This window comes from Mesorhizobium sp. BR1-1-2 (genome assembly GCF_020165435.1).
In the GTDB taxonomy this organism is placed as follows: Bacteria; Pseudomonadota; Alphaproteobacteria; order Rhizobiales; family Rhizobiaceae; genus Mesorhizobium.
The window spans coordinates 492,822-508,932 of sequence record NZ_JAIUID010000001.1; the positions used below are offsets into that span (position 1 = coordinate 492,822).

Annotated in this window: 15 protein-coding genes; 11 read left to right on the forward strand and 4 right to left on the reverse strand. The window is 63.3% G+C overall.

Annotation, left to right across the window (positions count from 1 at the left end):
- Positions 1 to 22 precede the first annotated feature (22 nt).
- The 7 genes from LB551_RS02440 to LB551_RS02470 all read left to right on the forward strand — a co-directional run bounded on the left by LB551_RS02440 (position 23) and on the right by LB551_RS02470 (position 7,505).
- Positions 23 to 664 carry an alpha/beta family hydrolase gene (locus tag LB551_RS02440; RefSeq protein ID WP_224624304.1) on the forward strand — a complete coding sequence of 214 codons (642 nt, stop codon included), beginning with the start codon at positions 23 to 25 and terminating at the stop codon, positions 662 to 664.
- A 7-nt stretch (positions 665 to 671) separates the two neighbouring features.
- Entirely contained in the window at positions 672 to 1,442 is a 771-nt protein-coding gene (locus LB551_RS02445) for an exodeoxyribonuclease III (protein ID WP_224624305.1), read from the forward strand.
- Between the two features lie 359 nt (positions 1,443 to 1,801).
- Positions 1,802 to 2,998: an amidohydrolase family protein gene (locus LB551_RS02450; RefSeq protein WP_224624306.1), complete on the forward strand. Its 1,197-nt coding sequence runs from the start codon at positions 1,802 to 1,804 to the stop codon at positions 2,996 to 2,998.
- Between the two features lie 243 nt (positions 2,999 to 3,241).
- The gene (locus tag LB551_RS02455; RefSeq protein ID WP_224658076.1) at positions 3,242 to 4,663 is read left to right on the forward strand and encodes a hypothetical protein; all 1,422 of its coding nucleotides are present in this window, start codon (positions 3,242 to 3,244) and stop codon (positions 4,661 to 4,663) included.
- Positions 4,660 to 5,481 carry a hypothetical protein gene (locus tag LB551_RS02460; RefSeq protein WP_224658077.1) on the forward strand — a complete coding sequence of 274 codons (822 nt, stop codon included), beginning with the start codon at positions 4,660 to 4,662 and terminating at the stop codon, positions 5,479 to 5,481. The genes LB551_RS02455 and LB551_RS02460 overlap by 4 nt, the downstream gene beginning before the upstream one ends.
- Positions 5,478 to 6,509: a hypothetical protein gene (locus tag LB551_RS02465; protein WP_224658078.1), complete on the forward strand. Its 1,032-nt coding sequence runs from the start codon at positions 5,478 to 5,480 to the stop codon at positions 6,507 to 6,509. Before LB551_RS02460 ends, LB551_RS02465 begins: the two co-directional genes overlap by 4 nt.
- A 33-nt stretch (positions 6,510 to 6,542) precedes the next feature.
- On the forward strand, positions 6,543 to 7,505 hold the full coding sequence (locus tag LB551_RS02470) for an OmpA family protein (RefSeq protein WP_181172565.1): 963 nt from the start codon (positions 6,543 to 6,545) through the stop codon (positions 7,503 to 7,505).
- A 152-nt stretch (positions 7,506 to 7,657) separates the two neighbouring features.
- Here LB551_RS02470 and LB551_RS02475 read toward each other — a convergent pair whose 3' ends face one another.
- Positions 7,658 to 8,398: a sulfotransferase family protein gene (locus LB551_RS02475; RefSeq protein ID WP_224624309.1), complete on the reverse strand. Its 741-nt coding sequence runs from the start codon at positions 8,396 to 8,398 to the stop codon at positions 7,658 to 7,660.
- A 389-nt stretch (positions 8,399 to 8,787) separates the two neighbouring features.
- Positions 8,788 to 9,654: a glutathione-dependent disulfide-bond oxidoreductase gene (gene yghU / locus LB551_RS02480; protein WP_140552303.1), complete on the reverse strand. Its 867-nt coding sequence runs from the start codon at positions 9,652 to 9,654 to the stop codon at positions 8,788 to 8,790.
- Positions 9,655 to 9,891: 237 nt separating this feature from the next.
- Here yghU and LB551_RS02485 point away from each other — a divergent pair, with 237 nt between their 5' ends.
- Together LB551_RS02485 and LB551_RS02490 are read left to right on the forward strand one after the other, a co-directional pair.
- Positions 9,892 to 10,797, forward strand: coding sequence for a S1C family serine protease (locus LB551_RS02485; protein ID WP_140552302.1), 906 nt, complete (start codon positions 9,892 to 9,894; stop codon positions 10,795 to 10,797).
- A gap of 13 nt (positions 10,798 to 10,810) precedes the next feature.
- Complete coding sequence (locus LB551_RS02490) at positions 10,811 to 11,752, forward strand: LysR family transcriptional regulator (protein ID WP_224658079.1); 942 nt, start codon at positions 10,811 to 10,813, stop codon at positions 11,750 to 11,752.
- Here the strand turns inward: LB551_RS02490 and LB551_RS02495 are convergent.
- A complete protein-coding gene (locus tag LB551_RS02495; RefSeq protein WP_140642734.1) occupies positions 11,703 to 12,431 on the reverse strand; it encodes an SDR family oxidoreductase in 729 nt (242 codons plus the stop codon). The genes LB551_RS02490 and LB551_RS02495 overlap by 50 nt on opposite strands.
- A 536-nt stretch (positions 12,432 to 12,967) precedes the next feature.
- Between LB551_RS02495 and LB551_RS02500 the strand changes: the two genes are divergently transcribed.
- Complete coding sequence (locus tag LB551_RS02500; protein ID WP_224658080.1) at positions 12,968 to 14,590, forward strand: ABC-F family ATP-binding cassette domain-containing protein; 1,623 nt, start codon at positions 12,968 to 12,970, stop codon at positions 14,588 to 14,590.
- Positions 14,591 to 14,598: 8 nt separating this feature from the next.
- Here LB551_RS02500 and gcvA read toward each other — a convergent pair whose 3' ends face one another.
- On the reverse strand, positions 14,599 to 15,510 hold the full coding sequence (gcvA, locus tag LB551_RS02505) for a transcriptional regulator GcvA (protein ID WP_224658081.1): 912 nt from the start codon (positions 15,508 to 15,510) through the stop codon (positions 14,599 to 14,601).
- A 111-nt stretch (positions 15,511 to 15,621) separates the two neighbouring features.
- Between gcvA and LB551_RS02510 the strand changes: the two genes are divergently transcribed.
- Positions 15,622 to 16,107 carry a VOC family protein gene (locus LB551_RS02510; RefSeq protein WP_224658082.1) on the forward strand — a complete coding sequence of 162 codons (486 nt, stop codon included), beginning with the start codon at positions 15,622 to 15,624 and terminating at the stop codon, positions 16,105 to 16,107.
- The last annotated feature ends 4 nt before the right edge of the window (positions 16,108 to 16,111 follow it).

Here is a 16,111-nt window from a genome sequence, read left to right on the forward strand (position 1 = left end):
CGAGCCACGGGAGTCCTATTCCATGACCAGCTTCCTCTTCGACGGCGACGACACCGCCCCGGTCACCATCCTGCTTGCCCATGGCGCCGGCGCGTCGATGGATTCTCCCTCGATGACCGCCACCGCCAAGGCGCTGGCGGCCGTGGGCTTTCAGGTCGCGCGGTTCGAGTTCCACTATATGGCGGCCCGCCGCTACGGCCACCGCAAGCCGCCGCCGCGCGCCGAGACGGTGAACCCGGAATACATCAAGGCGATCGCCGACCTCAGGGCGAGGGGCGTGACCGGGACGTTGATCATCGGCGGCAAGTCGATGGGCGGGCGCGTCGCCTCGATGGTGGCGGACGAGATGTTCGCCAAGGGCGAAATCTCGGGCCTGCTTTGCCTCGGCTATCCCTTCCATCCGCCCGGCAAGCCCGAGCAGTTGCGGACCAAGCATCTGGCAGGGCTGACGACGCCGACGCTGATCTTCCAGGGCACGCGCGACGAGTTCGGCACGCCCGACGAGGTGGCCGGTTATGGGCTCTCCGACAGCATTGAGGTGATCTGGCTCAGGGATGGCGACCACGATCTGAAGCCGCGCAAGAGCATTTCGGGGTTTTCGACGGCCGATCATCTGAAGACGCTAGCGGAGACGGTGAAGGCTTGGGGCAAGGTCGTCTCTTGACCCGCCGATGAAAATCGCCTCCTTCAACATCAACAACGTCAACAGCCGGCTGAAGAATCTGCTGACCTGGCTGGCGGCGGCAAGCCCCGATGTGGTCTGCCTTCAGGAATTGAAGGCGCGCGATATGCAGTTTCCGCGCACTGCCCTGGCCGATGCCGGCTACGGCGCGGTGTGGAAGGGGGAGCCGACCTGGAACGGCGTTGCCATACTGGCGCGGGGCGCCGAGCCGGTGCTGACGCGCGACGTGCTGCCCGGCGACGATGCGGACAGGCAGAGCCGGTACATCGAGGCGGCGGTGAACGGCATCGTCATCGGCTGCCTGTACGCGCCGAACGGCAACCCGCAGCCGGGGCCGAAATTTCAGTACAAACTCGCCTGGCACGCGCGGCTGGCCGCACATGCCGAACAGTTGCTCGATACCGGGCTGCCGGTGGTGCTGGCGGGCGACTACAACATCGTGCCCGAGCCGCGCGATATCTATGCCACGCGCTCCTACGACGATAACGCGCTGGTACAGCCGGAAAGCCGGGCAGCCTTTGCGGCGCTCATCGAGCAAGGCTGGACGGACGCACTGCGCAAGGTCTACCCCAAAGAGACGCTCTACACCTTCTGGGATTACCGACGGAACCGCTGGCCGCGCGATGCGGGCTTGCGGCTCGATCATATCCTGCTGTCGAAGATGCTCGCCCGCAAGCTCAGGGCTGCCGGCATCGACCGCGGCGTGCGCGGTGAGGGCGGCGCCAGCGACCACGCGCCGGTGTGGGTGGAGTTGGGGTGAGGGCGGCCGCTGACGGCGCGGGATGCCAGATCTCTTGCGGTCTCCTGCCTCTGTCCCGCCCTGTAGTCGGCTTCAGCCCGCCCTTTCGACAGCGATAGGGCCGGCTTCGCTGCCGACGCTACGGTGCCGACGGCGGCCCGCTACCAGCCGGCGGTGATGCGAAGGCGCTGTTCCCCGGGGCGCCGGAGTCAACGAGCCAGGAAGCAGGCCTGTCGTGCCGATTCAAGATGTGCGACTATGGCCTTGTTCGGGCCGGATCTTCGCGGTCCCTTGGAAACTGTTTCCACCTGTTGCGGCGTTGACGCCAGCCATGCGCTCATGGTGGATGATGTCGACAGCAGCGAAGGATCTTCCCAATCTTGAACACCACCATTTTCCGAAACGCAAAGCTGAACAGCGGCGCGCTGGTCGACCTTGCCGTCGCCGGCGGTCGCTTCAGCGCTGTCGCGCCGGCTGGTGGCGAAGTGGCCGCCGACGCTACCATCATCGATCTCGGCGGCGTGCTCGTGGTGCCGGGTTTCGTCGAGGGCCATATCCATCTCGACACCTCCTTTTACGGCGATGCGTGGCGCCCGCATATTCCCTGCAGTGACGGTTTCGATGTGCGCGAGCGCGTTAACTTCCAGGCGCGTAACCTCGCGGCGGCGGCGCCCATGGCAGAGCGGGCGAAGAACCAGCTCGAACTCTGTATCGGCAACGGCAGCCTTGCCCTGCGCAGCCACGTCATGGTCGATGGCTCGGTCGGGCTGAGGCATATGGAGACGATCCTGGCCGTGCGTGAGACCTATCGCGAGCGCATCGACATCCAGATCGTCGCCTTCCCGCAAAGCGGAATCCTGTCGTCGCCGGGCACGCCGGAACTGCTCGACGAGGCGCTCAGGCTCGGCTGCGATCTCGTTGGCGGGCTCGACCCGGCAAGCTTCGACCGCGACGTGAAGAGCCATCTCGACGTGGTGTTCGGGCTGGCGCAAAAGCATGGCGCTGGCGTCGATATCCATCTGCATGACGGCGGCAGCCTCGGCTTGTTCCAGATCGAGGAGATCGCCGCGCGCACCAAGGCGCTCGGCATGCAAGGCCGTGTCTGCGTCAGCCACGCCTATACCTTGGGCGATATCGGCCCCGAGGCATTGGCCAAGGCCGGCGAAATGCTCGCCGGATCGGGCGTCGCCATCATGACCAACGCACCCGGCAACCACGCCTTCCCGCCGGTGGCGGCGCTGCGCGCGGCCGGCGTCACCGTATTCGGCGGCTCCGACAACATCCGCGATTCCTGGTGGCCCTATGGTGATGGCGACATGCTCAACCGCGCCAACATGATCGGCTACCGCTCCGGCTTCTATCAGGACGGCGAGTTGGAAGCGGCCTTCGACGTGGTGAGCTATGCCGGGGCCAAGGCGCTCGGACTTGAAGGTTACGGAATTGCCGTCGGCGCCAGGGCGGATTTCGTGACGCTGAGGGCCGAGCATGTGCCCGAGGCAGTGGTGGCGGTGCCGAAGGAGCGCACGGTATATCGTGGAGGGAGGGAAATCGCGAAGGATGGGAAGCTCGCTGGGTAGGGCAAGAGCTTCGCCGTGCGATCGAACTGCGGCGTTTGGTCAACAACAGCGACCATGCAGTATACGGTGTGAAGTGCAATACGGCTCCCTAGCAATAGACAGTCATTCCGGCGGAGTTGCAGATGCTGTGCGTCCGCGAGAGATATTTCAGGTCGAATTTCGATTTGGGCGAAACTCGTTGAAGAATCCGAAGCTTACCGCTAGCGTCGATCCGGGGGGTCGGAAGAGTGTACGTGGGGTGGAATGTTCGGGTCACTGGAAAAGCTCAAGCAACGGCTGCTGCGGCCGCCGCATGCCTATAGGCCGACGACAGAGTCATTCCCCGACATCGACGTCCAGCGCATTGCAACGGATATGCGGCTTGCGGAGAAAGGCGAGAAGCGGGGCAGGGAGAATCTGCCTCAAAGCGATGACCTACCTTACGATGCCGTTGAAAACGATATCATCGAATTGGTCGGAGCCGCCCAGAAACAATCCCACGATCACCTGGAGAACCAACTTGCGGGGTTCAGGCAGCGTCTCATCGACCTCGACTTTGAATCGCGCTTTGCCAATATAAAGGCGGCATCCACGGCTGGTCTCTCCGACTTGAAAGCCGAATTGCGGATGGGGATCGATGATCTGCATGGGCTGCGGCGCGATCTGAAGGAGGCAGAGTCCTGGCATCGTGATTTCAAGGATCAGAACGGGCTTCGCCGCCCCTGCAAGAAAACCACGGCCATCGGTACCACGTTGAAATGGCTCTTTGTGGTGGCGCTGGTGATGGCAGAGCTCGTCATCAATGGCGAACTGCTTGCAAAGCGAAACGAGCTCGGGCTGGTCGGCGGCATCGTCGAGGCGCTGATCTTCGCGATTCTCAATGTCGGCGTCGCGCTAATGTTCGCCCTCTATGGCGTGCGCGAGATCGCGCATCGCTCGATTTTTCGTAAATTTGTCGGCATTCTGGCCATCGCCGCCTATATCGGCGCCGCGATTGCCATCAATCTGGGACTGGCGCATTACCGCGAGGTTGCCGGAACGATCGCGACCAATGGCGACGAGGTGATGCGACGCTTGCTAAGCGCGCCATTCGCGTTGAACGAATTTCGCTCCTGGATACTCTTCTTCCTCGGTGTGATGTTTTCGCTCTTTGCCCTGATCGACGGGCTCAGCATGCGTGACACTTATCCAGGCTACGCCACGGTTGATCACCGGCTTGACGAGGCGCGGGCAAATTATCGAAACAAGCGGCAAGGCCTGATCGGCGAGCTTTCCGATGTTCGCAGTGGTTACGAGGATGAACTCGCCGATGCGCGCGCCGATCTCAGCAAGCAGCGGACAGAACACGATGCGATCGTGGCGCATCGCTCTCGGTTGGTTGGGCTGTTCGACGCCCACCAAGCTCAGCTTGAACGTGCCGCAAACAGCCTGTTCCGAATCTACAGGGACGCCAATATCGCGGCACGCACGACACCCGCGCCGGAGCGCTTTTCGCGGCCATACCAACTCGGCCGGATCGGCGTTCAGTATTTCCGCGACGGGGAATGGAACAGCGACGAATTGCAAGCTTCCATCAAGGATGCGCAAGGCGACCTCGACAAGATGCTGGTTGGCCTGGGTGAACAGTTCGAGGCGGCGTTGAAGCAGTATCGCGAGCTGGATGTGCTGGTGCCTGAAGCCCAATGAGCGGTCGACGGTCCCGGCGCTCGCCTTCCAACCTTCTCAACTGGGGCTGGATCATTCTGTTCGCGCTCGGCCTCGTTGCCGCGGCAGTGGGCTTTACCTACGTCTATGTCTCGGCGCGCTCGCAACTCGTCGAACTTGACGATCGGCTTTGCCCGGTTGTCGGAGCTGCGTCGCAAACCATCATCCTGATCGATACCACGGATGCAATCGCCGACGTCACCAAACTGAACATCCAGACCCTGCTGCGCGATACCGCCTCCGGCATCCAGCGCGGTGGCTTGCTCGAGATCAGAGCCCTTACGGCTGCGGCACCCTATACGAAAGAACTCTTCTCGCTGTGCAACCCCGGCAATGGCGGCGACCTCAGTGCTTTCACCGGCAATGCGGCGCTGGCGCGAGAGCGCTGGCAAGCGGGATTCGGCCAGCCGCTGCTGGTTGCGCTTGAGAAAGCGGTCGAGGCAAACAAGGCCGACAGCTCGCCGATCATGGCCGGCATTCAGTCGATAGCCGTCAGCCATCTGGTCGCCCAGAAAGCGCGTGCGATCCCCTCGCGGCTGATTGTCGTTTCGGACATGTTCGAGAACACCGAGTTCTTCTCCCACTACCGCGGCGCCACAGATTTCGATGCCTTCAAAAAATCGCCCGCGGCAAACCGGTTCGCTACGGATCTCGCTGGCAGCGATGTGTCGATCTGGCTCATACGCCGGGCGAAGTCGCCCGTCGACAGCGTCGCGTTGATGGCATTCTGGCAGCAGTGGATTGATTACAATCACGGCGTTTTCAGCTCCGCCAAGTCGTTGCAAGGGGTTGAAGGGTGAGACGGCCCCGCGCGGCCAGCCGGCAATTGGACGCTGCGGCGCCAATAGTCTTTATCGTCTTTACCGGCCTGGGTGCCGCCTACATCGTTGCAGCCAAATCGCTTTCGGTCTCGGCATTCGTCGTTACCTTTGTGCCGATCGCGCTGATGACCGGCTATGCGGCGATGATCATGATCGCGCGCGGGCTCCGGCTGCGCGACGATCAAACCGGCGACAACTTCTATTACATGGGCTTCATCTTCACGCTCACCAGCCTCGCCGTTTCGCTTTACCAATATGGGGGCGGTGGCGCGGTCGACGAGATCGTGCGCAATTTCGGCATCGCGGTTGCCTCCACCATCGCCGGCATTGCATTTCGCATCGTCTTCAATCAGCTCCGGCGCGACCCCATGGAGGTGGAACGCGTGTCACGTCTCGAGCTTGCGGAAGCGTCCCGCAAGGTGCGCCGGGAACTCGATGGCATCCTGAGCGAGATGAACCATTTCCAACGCTCCAACCAGCAGATGCTGCAAGAGGGCTATGACGAGATACGAACGCAAGTGGAAACCTCGGCGAAATCCCTGGTTCAGTCGCTGGACCTACTCGCCAAAGAGGCTTCCGAGCACATCAGGGTATCCTCGCTGGCGATCCAGAATGGAATAGACACCAAGGAACTGCGGGGTGGCATCGACCAGACAGCCAAGGCAGTTCACGATATCAACGCCATCCTGACCAGCGCCAGTACTCAGATTGCGGCCGCGACGCAGTCGGTCGCCGACAAGCTCGGTAGCATGTCGACACCCGACAAGGTCATCGAGGTTCGGCTGGAGCCGGTCGTGGCCGGTTTGCAGCGGGCGATCGAAACCGCCATGAGCGATTTCTCTTCCCGTCTTGGCGATGTGGCGGAGCTTCGGCGAGGGCTGGAACAGTCCACGGCGGAAGCGCGTCGAGCCAGCGATGTGCTCGACAAACTTGCGGCGACATTTGAGGGTTATGATCGAGCGCCGACGCGGCAGGGTCTATTCAGACGGCTCTGGCGTGGCGGCTAAAGCGCGTTGCATGGTCAGTGTGGAACGATGTCGATGAAGATGCCTTCCTCGCTTATCGCCGAAGGGGAACGCGGCCATCGCCGAGGCGTGGTGCTTGGGCTCACGATGGCCGAGCTTCTCCTCCTTCTGCTTTTCTGTCTCCTGCTGGTATCGGCCAGCATCGCACAGCGAAAAGATGAGAGGATCGCCGAGCTGCAGGCCTCCGCGAACCTGGACATCACGGTGGGCCAGCTTGCCGACATGCGTGCCGAACTGGCGCGCCTGCAGGCGCTGTTTCCAAAAGCGGCGCTTCCTTTGCCGCCAGCCAACTGGACCGAGCTCGTGGCGGCCAAAGCGGTGATTGACGGGCTTGCGGAAAAGGGCATCGATGCCGCGCCGACGTCAGACCCGACGCTGCGGAAATTGCTGCTCGAAATCAGCGAAGCCAAAGCCGCTGACCCCCGTCTGCTGGACCGACTTGAAAAGACGCTGTCGGCCTCCAACGACAGGAGCGCAGACGCTGAATCATCGATGCAGTGGCCGCCGATGATAACGTTGAGCGACGACGGCTATACATTTGAACGTGGCAGCGCTGCTCTCACCGACGCGTTCCGGGCTCGTTTGCAGACCAAGGTGACAGACGACGTGCTGTCTTTGCTGACACGCTACAAAGTCGATGTCGTCGAGATCGTCGGTCACACGGATGAGCAGAAAATCAATCCGGCCAAACCGTCCAACCTCGACGCGGCCGCGATCTCGGCGATGAACGGAGCCAGCGCTATCAGCGATTTGACGCCGGCCGACAATGCGGGGCTGGGGCTCTCGCGCGCGATCGCGGTAGCGAACGCATTGATCCAGACGGGACGGCTGGGCAGTGTCAAGATCATTCCCTTGTCAGCGGCACAGCTCGTAATGCCGGGAGACATTATCGCCGACGGCAGCCACGGTGGCGATATCCGGGAGCGCCGGCGCATTGAAATTCGGGTACGACGGTCCTCGGACGGCGGCACCAATTAACACGGTGATCGCGCGATTCAGCCTGCTTGGTGGTATCGACAACGACGCCCTTGTTTTTGACCGCAGCGCTTTTTGGTAATCGTCGTGGCCTGGATCGCAAAGCCGCGTCGCTTCGCCCCTGCTGCACCGAGGGATCGACGAACGGCGCCCAACTACCCCAGCCACCACCACAGCGCCGCTATCACCGCCATAACCGCCGCCACGCTTAGCCCCAGCATGATGTAGGAGCCCTTGATGATGTCGGCGATGATCTTCTTGATGGTCTCGCGGTCGTTGAGATTGGGGAAGGGTTCGTTCGGTTGCGCCACGTCGAGGAAGTGGCAGAGTGGGGCCCAGCCTTCGCTGACCTTGAACACCAGCAGCCTTTCCGGCGGCACCGCCGCCTTCACTTCCTCGACATAGGCGTTGTAGCGCGCCACGGCCTTGGCGCGGTTGCCCATGACGCCGGCTAGCGTGCGGCCCCAGATCAGCTTGCGTGACATGTCGCCGAATTTCCGGCCGAACGGCGTCAGCCATTCCAGGATCTTGAACTGCCAGACATTCTCGGTGAAGTAGATCGTGTCGATGGTGCTCTCATACCAGGCTTCCGCGCCGCGCGGGTGCAAGGTGAGCAGCACCTTGGCATCGGGATAGGCGGCCATCAGTTCGCGCCACACGCAGCAGCCGGGATTGTCGACCGTTGCCTTGTAATTGCCGAACACCCGGCTCCAGTCCTGCTGCGTGCCGGGCGGGCTGTTGGCCACCTTGCGCCAGAAATCGAGATGGCCCTTGTTGGCCTTGTTCAGGATCACTTCCTGCATGTGGTAGCAGGGCAGGCCGAGCCTGTTCAGCGCGGCGAAGGTCGACCATGTGCCGGTGCGGCCGAAACCGGCCCCGATCAGTGTGAGCGTCATCTGTTCCCCCGACCCAACCAAAGCGGTGTGCCCGCGCCCGAAAAGGACGTTGGCGCCGCTGCAACCCCAAGCATGCCCTACGCGGCATAGACACCGCGACGCAGGATCGATTTGCTCGCATATATCGATCTGCTGGCAACACGTTGCGCCTCGGCCGGCATTTGCGCAACAGATTTTCTAGGTGACCTGTGGGAGGGGACCGCTATCGCTATTGACGTTGGGCGACGACAGAAGGAGACGCATTGCCGTCCTGAGCGGCGCCCGAGCGGATCCGCGCTGATCGAACTTGGCGCGATGGCCCACGCCTCCTTCCAGGTGAGACGCTGCCGTCATCGATGCTTTCGCAAATCAAACGGGGAGCGGGCAGCGGCGCTGCCCGCTCTCGCACTTCATTCGGCCGCCAGCTTGTCCTGCGTGTTCGTGTCGAAGTCGCTGGCATCATGGCGTTCGTGCAACTGCATCGCGGGTTCGCCGAAGGCGCGGTTGACCATGCGTCCACGCTTGACCGCAGGGCGCTCGTCGATCGCCTTCGCCCAGCGCTGCACGTTCTTGTAGTCCTGCACCGAAAGGAACTCGCCGGAATCATTGTACATGCGGCCGAGCGCCAGTCCGCCATACCAAGGCCAGACCGCCATGTCGGCGATCGAGTAGCCGGCGCCGGAAAGATATTCGGTCTCGGCCAGGCGGCGGTCGAGCACGTCAAGCTGGCGCTTGGTTTCCATGGCGAAGCGGTCGATGGCGTATTCGATCTTGGTCGGCGCGTACGCATAGAAATGGCCGAAGCCGCCGCCGAGATAAGGGGCCGAGCCCATCTGCCAGAACAGCCAGGACAGGGTCTCGGCGCGCGCCGGCTGGCCGGTCGGCAGGAACTCGCCGAACTTCTCGGCGAGATAGGTGAGGATCGAACCGGACTCGAAGACGCGGATGGGCGTGGCGCCGCTTCGGTCCATCAGTGCTGGGATCTTGGAGTTCGGATTGACCTCGACGAAGCCGCTGCCGAACTGGTCGCCATCGTTGATCCTGATCAGCCAGGCGTCGTATTCGGCGCCCTTGTGGCCAAGCGCCAGCAATTCCTCCAGCATGATCGTCACCTTGACGCCGTTCGGCGTCGCCAGCGAATAGAGCTGCAACGGGTGCTTGCCTACCGGCAGCACCTTGTCATGCGTCGGGCCCGCGATCGGGCGGTTGATGCTGGCGAAGGCGCCGCCGCTCGGCTTGTTCCAGGTCCATACTTTCGGCGGAGTGTATTCGGTCATCGCAGGGCCTCGTAGTGTGGGGGAGAGACAGGTTGGAAACGGGACTGGGCAGTTGCACCTACAGCTAGGGCTGCAAACGGGAAAGTTCAACTTGCGTTGAACTATTGTCAATGACCATGCCGCTCATCTTCCCTTCGGGCTTCGAAAGGATGGAGGGGAGGCCCCCAACCCCTTGCGGCTTGGTTCGCGTGCCATACCTATAGGAACGTGACCCCCAAGCCCGTCCAGGACAAGAGTATGCCCATCAATCCCAACAGACGCTCAGTCGTGGCGGTGCGCGCCACCATTCCAGACGATGCCTTCACTGCCGGGGCATTGGGCACGCTGCGCGAAGGCAGCGGCGTCGTCATTCGCGACAATGGGCTGGTGCTGACCATCGGCTATCTCATCACCGAGGCGGAAGAGGTGTGGCTTACGACGCATGACGGCCGCGTCGTGCCGGCGCATGCGCTGGCCTACGACCAGGAATCGGGCTTTGGCCTGGTGCAGGCGCTGGCGCCGCTTGGCCTGCCGGCGGTGGCGCTGGGCGACGCCGGCAGGGCCAGGATCGGGGACAGCGTGGTGCTTGCCGACGGCATCGGCCAGTCGGTTCAGGCCAGGATCGTCACCAAGCAGGAATTCGCCGGCTATTGGGAATATCTGCTCGAGGAAGCGATCTTCATCGCGCCGGCGCATCCTTCCTGGGGCGGCGCGGCGCTGTTCGATGCAAAGGGCGCGCTGCTCGGCGTCGGGTCGCTGCGCCTGCAGATGAGCCGCAACGGCGAGGTCGCCGATATCAACATGGTGGTGCCGATCGACCTATTGCCGCCGATCCTCGACGATCTCCTGACGCGCGGCCAGGTGGCGCGGCCGCCACGGCCATGGCTCGGCGCCCTCTCGGCCGAAAGCGACGGGCGGGTGGTGGTGATGAGCGTGACCGAAGGCGGCCCAGCCGCCAAGGCGGGCCTGCGCGAGGGCGACGTCATCTCCGACATACGCGACGGCGCCGTCGACGGGCTGGCCGATTTCTATCGCAAGCTGTGGGACAGCGGTTCGGCCGGCGCCGAGATCCCGATGCGGGTCCTGCGCGACGGCCGCGAAACCTGGCTGCGCGTCAAATCCGCCGATCGCGGCAGTTTCCTGAAGAAGCCGCAGTTGCAGTGATATCAGCCGCCTGATGCATCCCAGATTGCTCAAGACATTCCTGGCGGTGGCGCGTAGCCGCAACATCACGCGTGCCGCACGAGAAGTCCATCTGGCGCAGTCGAGCGTCAGCGACCAGATCCAGACGCTCGAGGCTGACCTCGGGACCGCGCTGTTCGTGCGCTCGCGCATTGGTCTGGACCTCACGCCAGCGGGCCGAACCTTGCAGCCTTACGCGGAAGAGTTGCTGATGCTGGCTGACGAGGCGCGCGCCGCCGTTCAGGCAGGTGCTGGGCAGGTAAGCGGCTCGCTGACGATCGGCGCTCTGGAGACGATCGCTTCGACAAGGCTTGCGCACTGGCTCGCGCGGTTTCAGGCCAGCCATCCCGATATTGCCTTTCGCTTGACGGTCGCCGGCAGCGGTGAGCTGCTGCGCAAGCTCGGCGACGGCGAAATCGATGTGGCCTTCTGCTTTGACCGCGGTGATGCCTTCAAGCGCGATGAACGGCTGGCGAGGCGAACCGTATCGGCTGAACCCCTGGTGCTGGTCGGCCCTCCAGGGCAGGGCCCAGTGCGGGAGGAACTCGCCGGGCTTGCCGCGATGAATTTTGTCGCCACCGAGCCCGGATGCGTCTACCGGCACATGTTCGATACCGCCTTTACCGAGGCAGGCCTCGCTGCGCCGAAGCCGGCGTGCGAAGTCGGCAGCATCGGCACCATCGCCGGCCTGGTGGCGGCGGGTGCCGGTTTTGCGCTGGTGCCGCATATGGCCGTTGCGGAGGCGCTGGAGCGGGGCGAACTCATTGAAATGCAGTGGCCAGGCGCGGCCCGCACGGTTGCGCTCGCCATGATCTGGCGGCGCAGGCGCGTGCAGCCGCCAGCCCTGAAGTTGCTGCTGGCGGCCGCAGGCGGGAGCTTCACGCCGGTCAAACCAGCCGATGCCCGCCCTCGACATGCAGCGTTGTCCCCGTCGTAAAACCATTGCGCATCAGGAAGCCGATGGCCGAGGCGATGTCGTCGGGCCGGCCGACCCGGCCGGCGGGCAGCCGCTCTGCCATGGCATTGAGCATCTCGTCTTTCCGATCCCCGGCAACATAAGCCCAGATCGAGGTGTCGACCCAGCCCGGCGACACAGCATTGACACGGATCGGCGCCAGTTCGACCGCCAGCGCCCGCACCAACCCTTCCAGCGCCGCGTTGACGGCGGCTACGACCGAGCCGCGCGCCGCCGGCCTGTAGGCGGCAATACCCGAGGTGAAGGTGATGGAGCCCGTGGATGACAGCCGGGGCGCACCATGCTTGGCGAGCAGCAGCGGTCCGTAGAGCTTGCTTTCCACCACCCTTTGCGCAGCCTTGAGATCCAGCGCGGGCAACAGCTGATAGGCACCCTCGATGTCGGCGGCGGTGCTGACGATATGGTCGAGCTGGCCGATCCGCTCGAACAGGGCGGCGACCTCGTCCTCGCGGGTAATGTCGGCCACAATGGTGTCCAGCGTGGCGGGGTTGCCCAGCGTCTCGCGGGCGTGGTGCAGCTTGTCCGCGCTGCGCCCTGCGATGATCACGCCGGCGCCGGCATCAAGGCAATGCCGCGCCAGTGCCAGGCCCATGCCGGAGCCGCCGCCGACGATGAGGGTTTTTGTGTTGGAAATGTCCATGTCCGCAGCCCTTGTCTTGATGATCGATGGCAGGGAATGACAGGCAGGTGCAGGCAATGGAAACGGAAGAAGCCGATAGCGTCATCGGAATATCCGATGGATGGCCATAACGGAAAGCCGTGATGGCGCTGCCGCCAAAGAAAAGCCGCCATGCTTTTTGCGCGTGGCGGCCTTTTTACGGGAGGACATCGGGAAGAAGCGATCAAAGAGAATCAAGATGCCGCTCTATCTCCTTGTTCGAGCTTGAGAAGATCAAGCCGCAGCCTGGGCTTCCTGACGGCGTGCTTCCTGGCGATGTGCTTGCGGGTGTGCTTGCGGTGTTTCTTGGGATGCTCGACGTGCTTGTGCGCGGCTGTCTCCACCTGGTTCTTCGCCGCGGTGGCCGCCGTCGAGGGAATGCTTATGGCAGCGCCGCTTCTCCCTTCTCCGCCGTGGGAAAGGGGCGCTGCGTCCGATGCGGCGCTTCCGCCTCTTTCCCCGCCGCTGTCATTCGCGTATGGGCCGGGACAATTCCCTCACATCATCCCGGACCACTCATGATCAGACTGGAAAGTATCAGCAAGCAGAACGGCCGTCAGCTTGTCTTCATCGAGGCGTCGGCCGCCTTGCAGAAGGGCGAGAAGGTCGGGCTCGTCGGCCCCAACGGCGCCGGCAAGACGACGCTGTTCCGCATGATCACCGGCCAGGAACAGCCCGACGAGGGCCAGGTGCAGGTCGATCGCGGCGTCACCATCGGCTATTTCAGCCAGGATGTCGGCGACATGGATGGCCGCAGCGCGGTGGCCGAAGTGATGAACGGCGCCGGGCCGGTGAGCGAAGTGGCGGCCGAGATGGCGGCGCTGGAAGCAGCTATGGCCGATCCCGACCAGGCGGACCGGATGGACGAGATCATCGAACGCTATGGCGAGGCGCAGCACCGCTTCGAGGAACTCGACGGCTATGCGCTCGACGGCCGGGCGCGGGAAGTGCTCGACGGTCTCGGTTTCTCGCAGGAGATGATGGACGGCGACGTCGGAAAACTCTCCGGCGGCTGGAAGATGCGCGTGGCGCTGGCGCGCATTCTGCTGATGCGGCCCGACGCCATGCTGCTCGACGAGCCGAGCAACCATCTCGACCTGGAAAGCCTGATCTGGCTCGAGCAGTTCCTGAAAAATTATGACGGCGCGCTCCTGATGACCTCGCATGACCGCGAGTTCATGAACCGAATCGTCAACAAGGTGGTGGAGATCGACGGTGGTTCGCTCACCGCCTATTCCGGCAATTACGAATTCTACCAGCAGCAGCGCGCGATCGCGGACAAGCAGCAGCAGGCGCAGTTCGAGCGCCAGCAGGCGATGCTGGCCAAGGAGATCGCCTTTATCGAACGTTTCAAGGCCCGCGCATCGCATGCGGCCCAGGTACAGAGCCGGGTGAAGAAGCTCGACAAGATCGATCGCGTCGAGCCGCCCAAGCGCCGCCAGACGGTGAATTTCGAGTTCCAGCCGGCGCCGCGCTGCGGCGAGGACGTCGTGACGTTGAAGAACGTCCACAAGGCCTATGGCAGCCGTTCGATCTATGAAGGGCTCGACTTCCAGGTTCGCCGCCGCGAGCGCTGGTGCGTCATGGGCGTCAATGGCGCCGGCAAGTCGACGCTGTTGAAATTGGTGGCCGGCACGTCCGATCCCGACCAGGGCTCGGTGGCGCGCGGTCCGAGCGTCAAGATGGGCTATTTCGCCCAGCATGCCATGGAACTGCTCGAAGGCGAGCGCACCGTGTTCCAGACGCTGGAGGACAATTTTCCGCAGGCCGGCCAGGCTCCGCTTCGGGCACTCGCCGGCTGCTTCGGTTTTTCCGGTGACGAGATCGAGAAGAAGTGCCGGGTGCTTTCGGGCGGCGAAAAGGCGCGGCTGGTGATGGCGCTGATGCTGTTCGATCCGCCCAACCTCCTGGTGCTGGATGAGCCGACCAACCATCTCGACATCGCCACCAAGCAGATGCTGATCGAGGCGCTGTCGCAGTATGAGGGCACCATGCTGTTCGTCTCGCATGACCGCCATTTCCTGGCGGCGCTGTCCAATCGCGTGCTGGAACTGACGCCGGAAGGCATCCACACCTATGGTGGCGGCTACACCGAATATGTCGAGCGCACCGGGCAGGAGGCACCGGGACTGAGAAGCTAGCGCAGAGGCTACTCTCCGGAAACGGCCGTGGCACCCTGCGCCGTCATTTCCGAAAAGAGCCAATCGCGAAAAGCCTTCACCTTGCGCCGGCGGACCGCGTCCGGAGGGTAGACCAGGTAGAAGCTGGAAACCGATTTCAGCGCGTGGCCGAAAGGGCGGACAAGCCTTCCGGTGGCGAGGTCGGCCGCGACGAGCATGGTCCGGCCAAGCACCACGCCTTCGCCTTGCACGGCCGACTCGACCGCGAAAGTGGCGGAATCGAAGGTAATCCCGCTCCGCGGATCCACGCCTTCCACTCCCGCGCTGGACAGCCAGGCCGCCCAGCCGATCGGGAAACCATCATGGATCAGCGTGTGGTGCCTGAGATCGTCGGGCTTCTCCAGGGGCCAGGCGCCCTGCATGAGCCTCGGGCTGCACACCGGAAACACCTCCTCGCCGGTGAGGAATTCCGATGTAAGCCCGGGATAGTTTCCCGCGCCATAGCGGATGGCGACGTCGATGCCGTCGCCAAGGAAATTGGTCAACCTGCCGGTCGTCGAAATCCTGACGTCGATGTCGCCATGCGCGCGATGAAAGCGATAGAGCCGCGGCACCAGCCATTTTCCCGCGAAGCCGTCGGAGGTGGAGACGTTCAACGTCGAGGCCGAATGGGCGGCCGTCGCCGATTGGGTGGCGGCCGCAAGCTGGTCGAGCATCTCGTGGACCGCCCTCGCATAGGGTTCGCCGACGGCGGTGAGGCGCACCGAGCGCGTCGCGCGCTCGAACAGAAGCACGCCGAGCTGTTCCTCAAGGTGCTTGATCGCCCGGCTGACGGCGCCGTGCGTGACGTTGAGCTCGGCGGCTGCCCTGGAGAAATTCAAATGCCGCGCGGCGGCCTCGAAGGCCGGCAGCGCGTTGAGTGGGGGAAGTCTGCGGATCATGGCCAATCTGTGAGATATGATCACAGATCCTTGCCAAAGTTTGGATTGTCTGTCCAGCGCATGCTGGACAGAATGCTCGCAGGATTTGTGATCAAACCTCACGAGTGCAGCATGGCGACCGTTCACCCCTTCCTCTGGTTCAATCTCAACGCTGAAGAGGCGCGCGACTTCTATCTGTCTGTATTCAAGAATGGCCGGGCGCTTGAGGCGATCGAGTTCACCGACTTTGTCGGCGGCACGAACAAAACGGTGCCACACGCGATCTTCGACTTCGAGCTCGAGGGCCAGCGCTTCACCGCGCTCAATGCCGGCTCGATGCCGCCCTTCAACGAGCGGATCTCGCTCTACATCGAGACCAGGGACCAGGCCGAGACAGATTATTACTGGAACGCGCTGACGGCGGGCGGCGGCGCGGAAAAGCCTTGCGGCTGGCTGAGGGACAAATTCGGCGTCTACTGGCAGGTGATCCCCGAAGCGGCCCTGCGCCTGATGAACGACCCGGACCGCGACAAGGCCGGCCGGGCGCGGCAGGCGATGTACAAGATGAGCAAGATCATCGTCGCCGATCTCGAGGCGGCCCACGCCGGCAAGGCGTAATCCA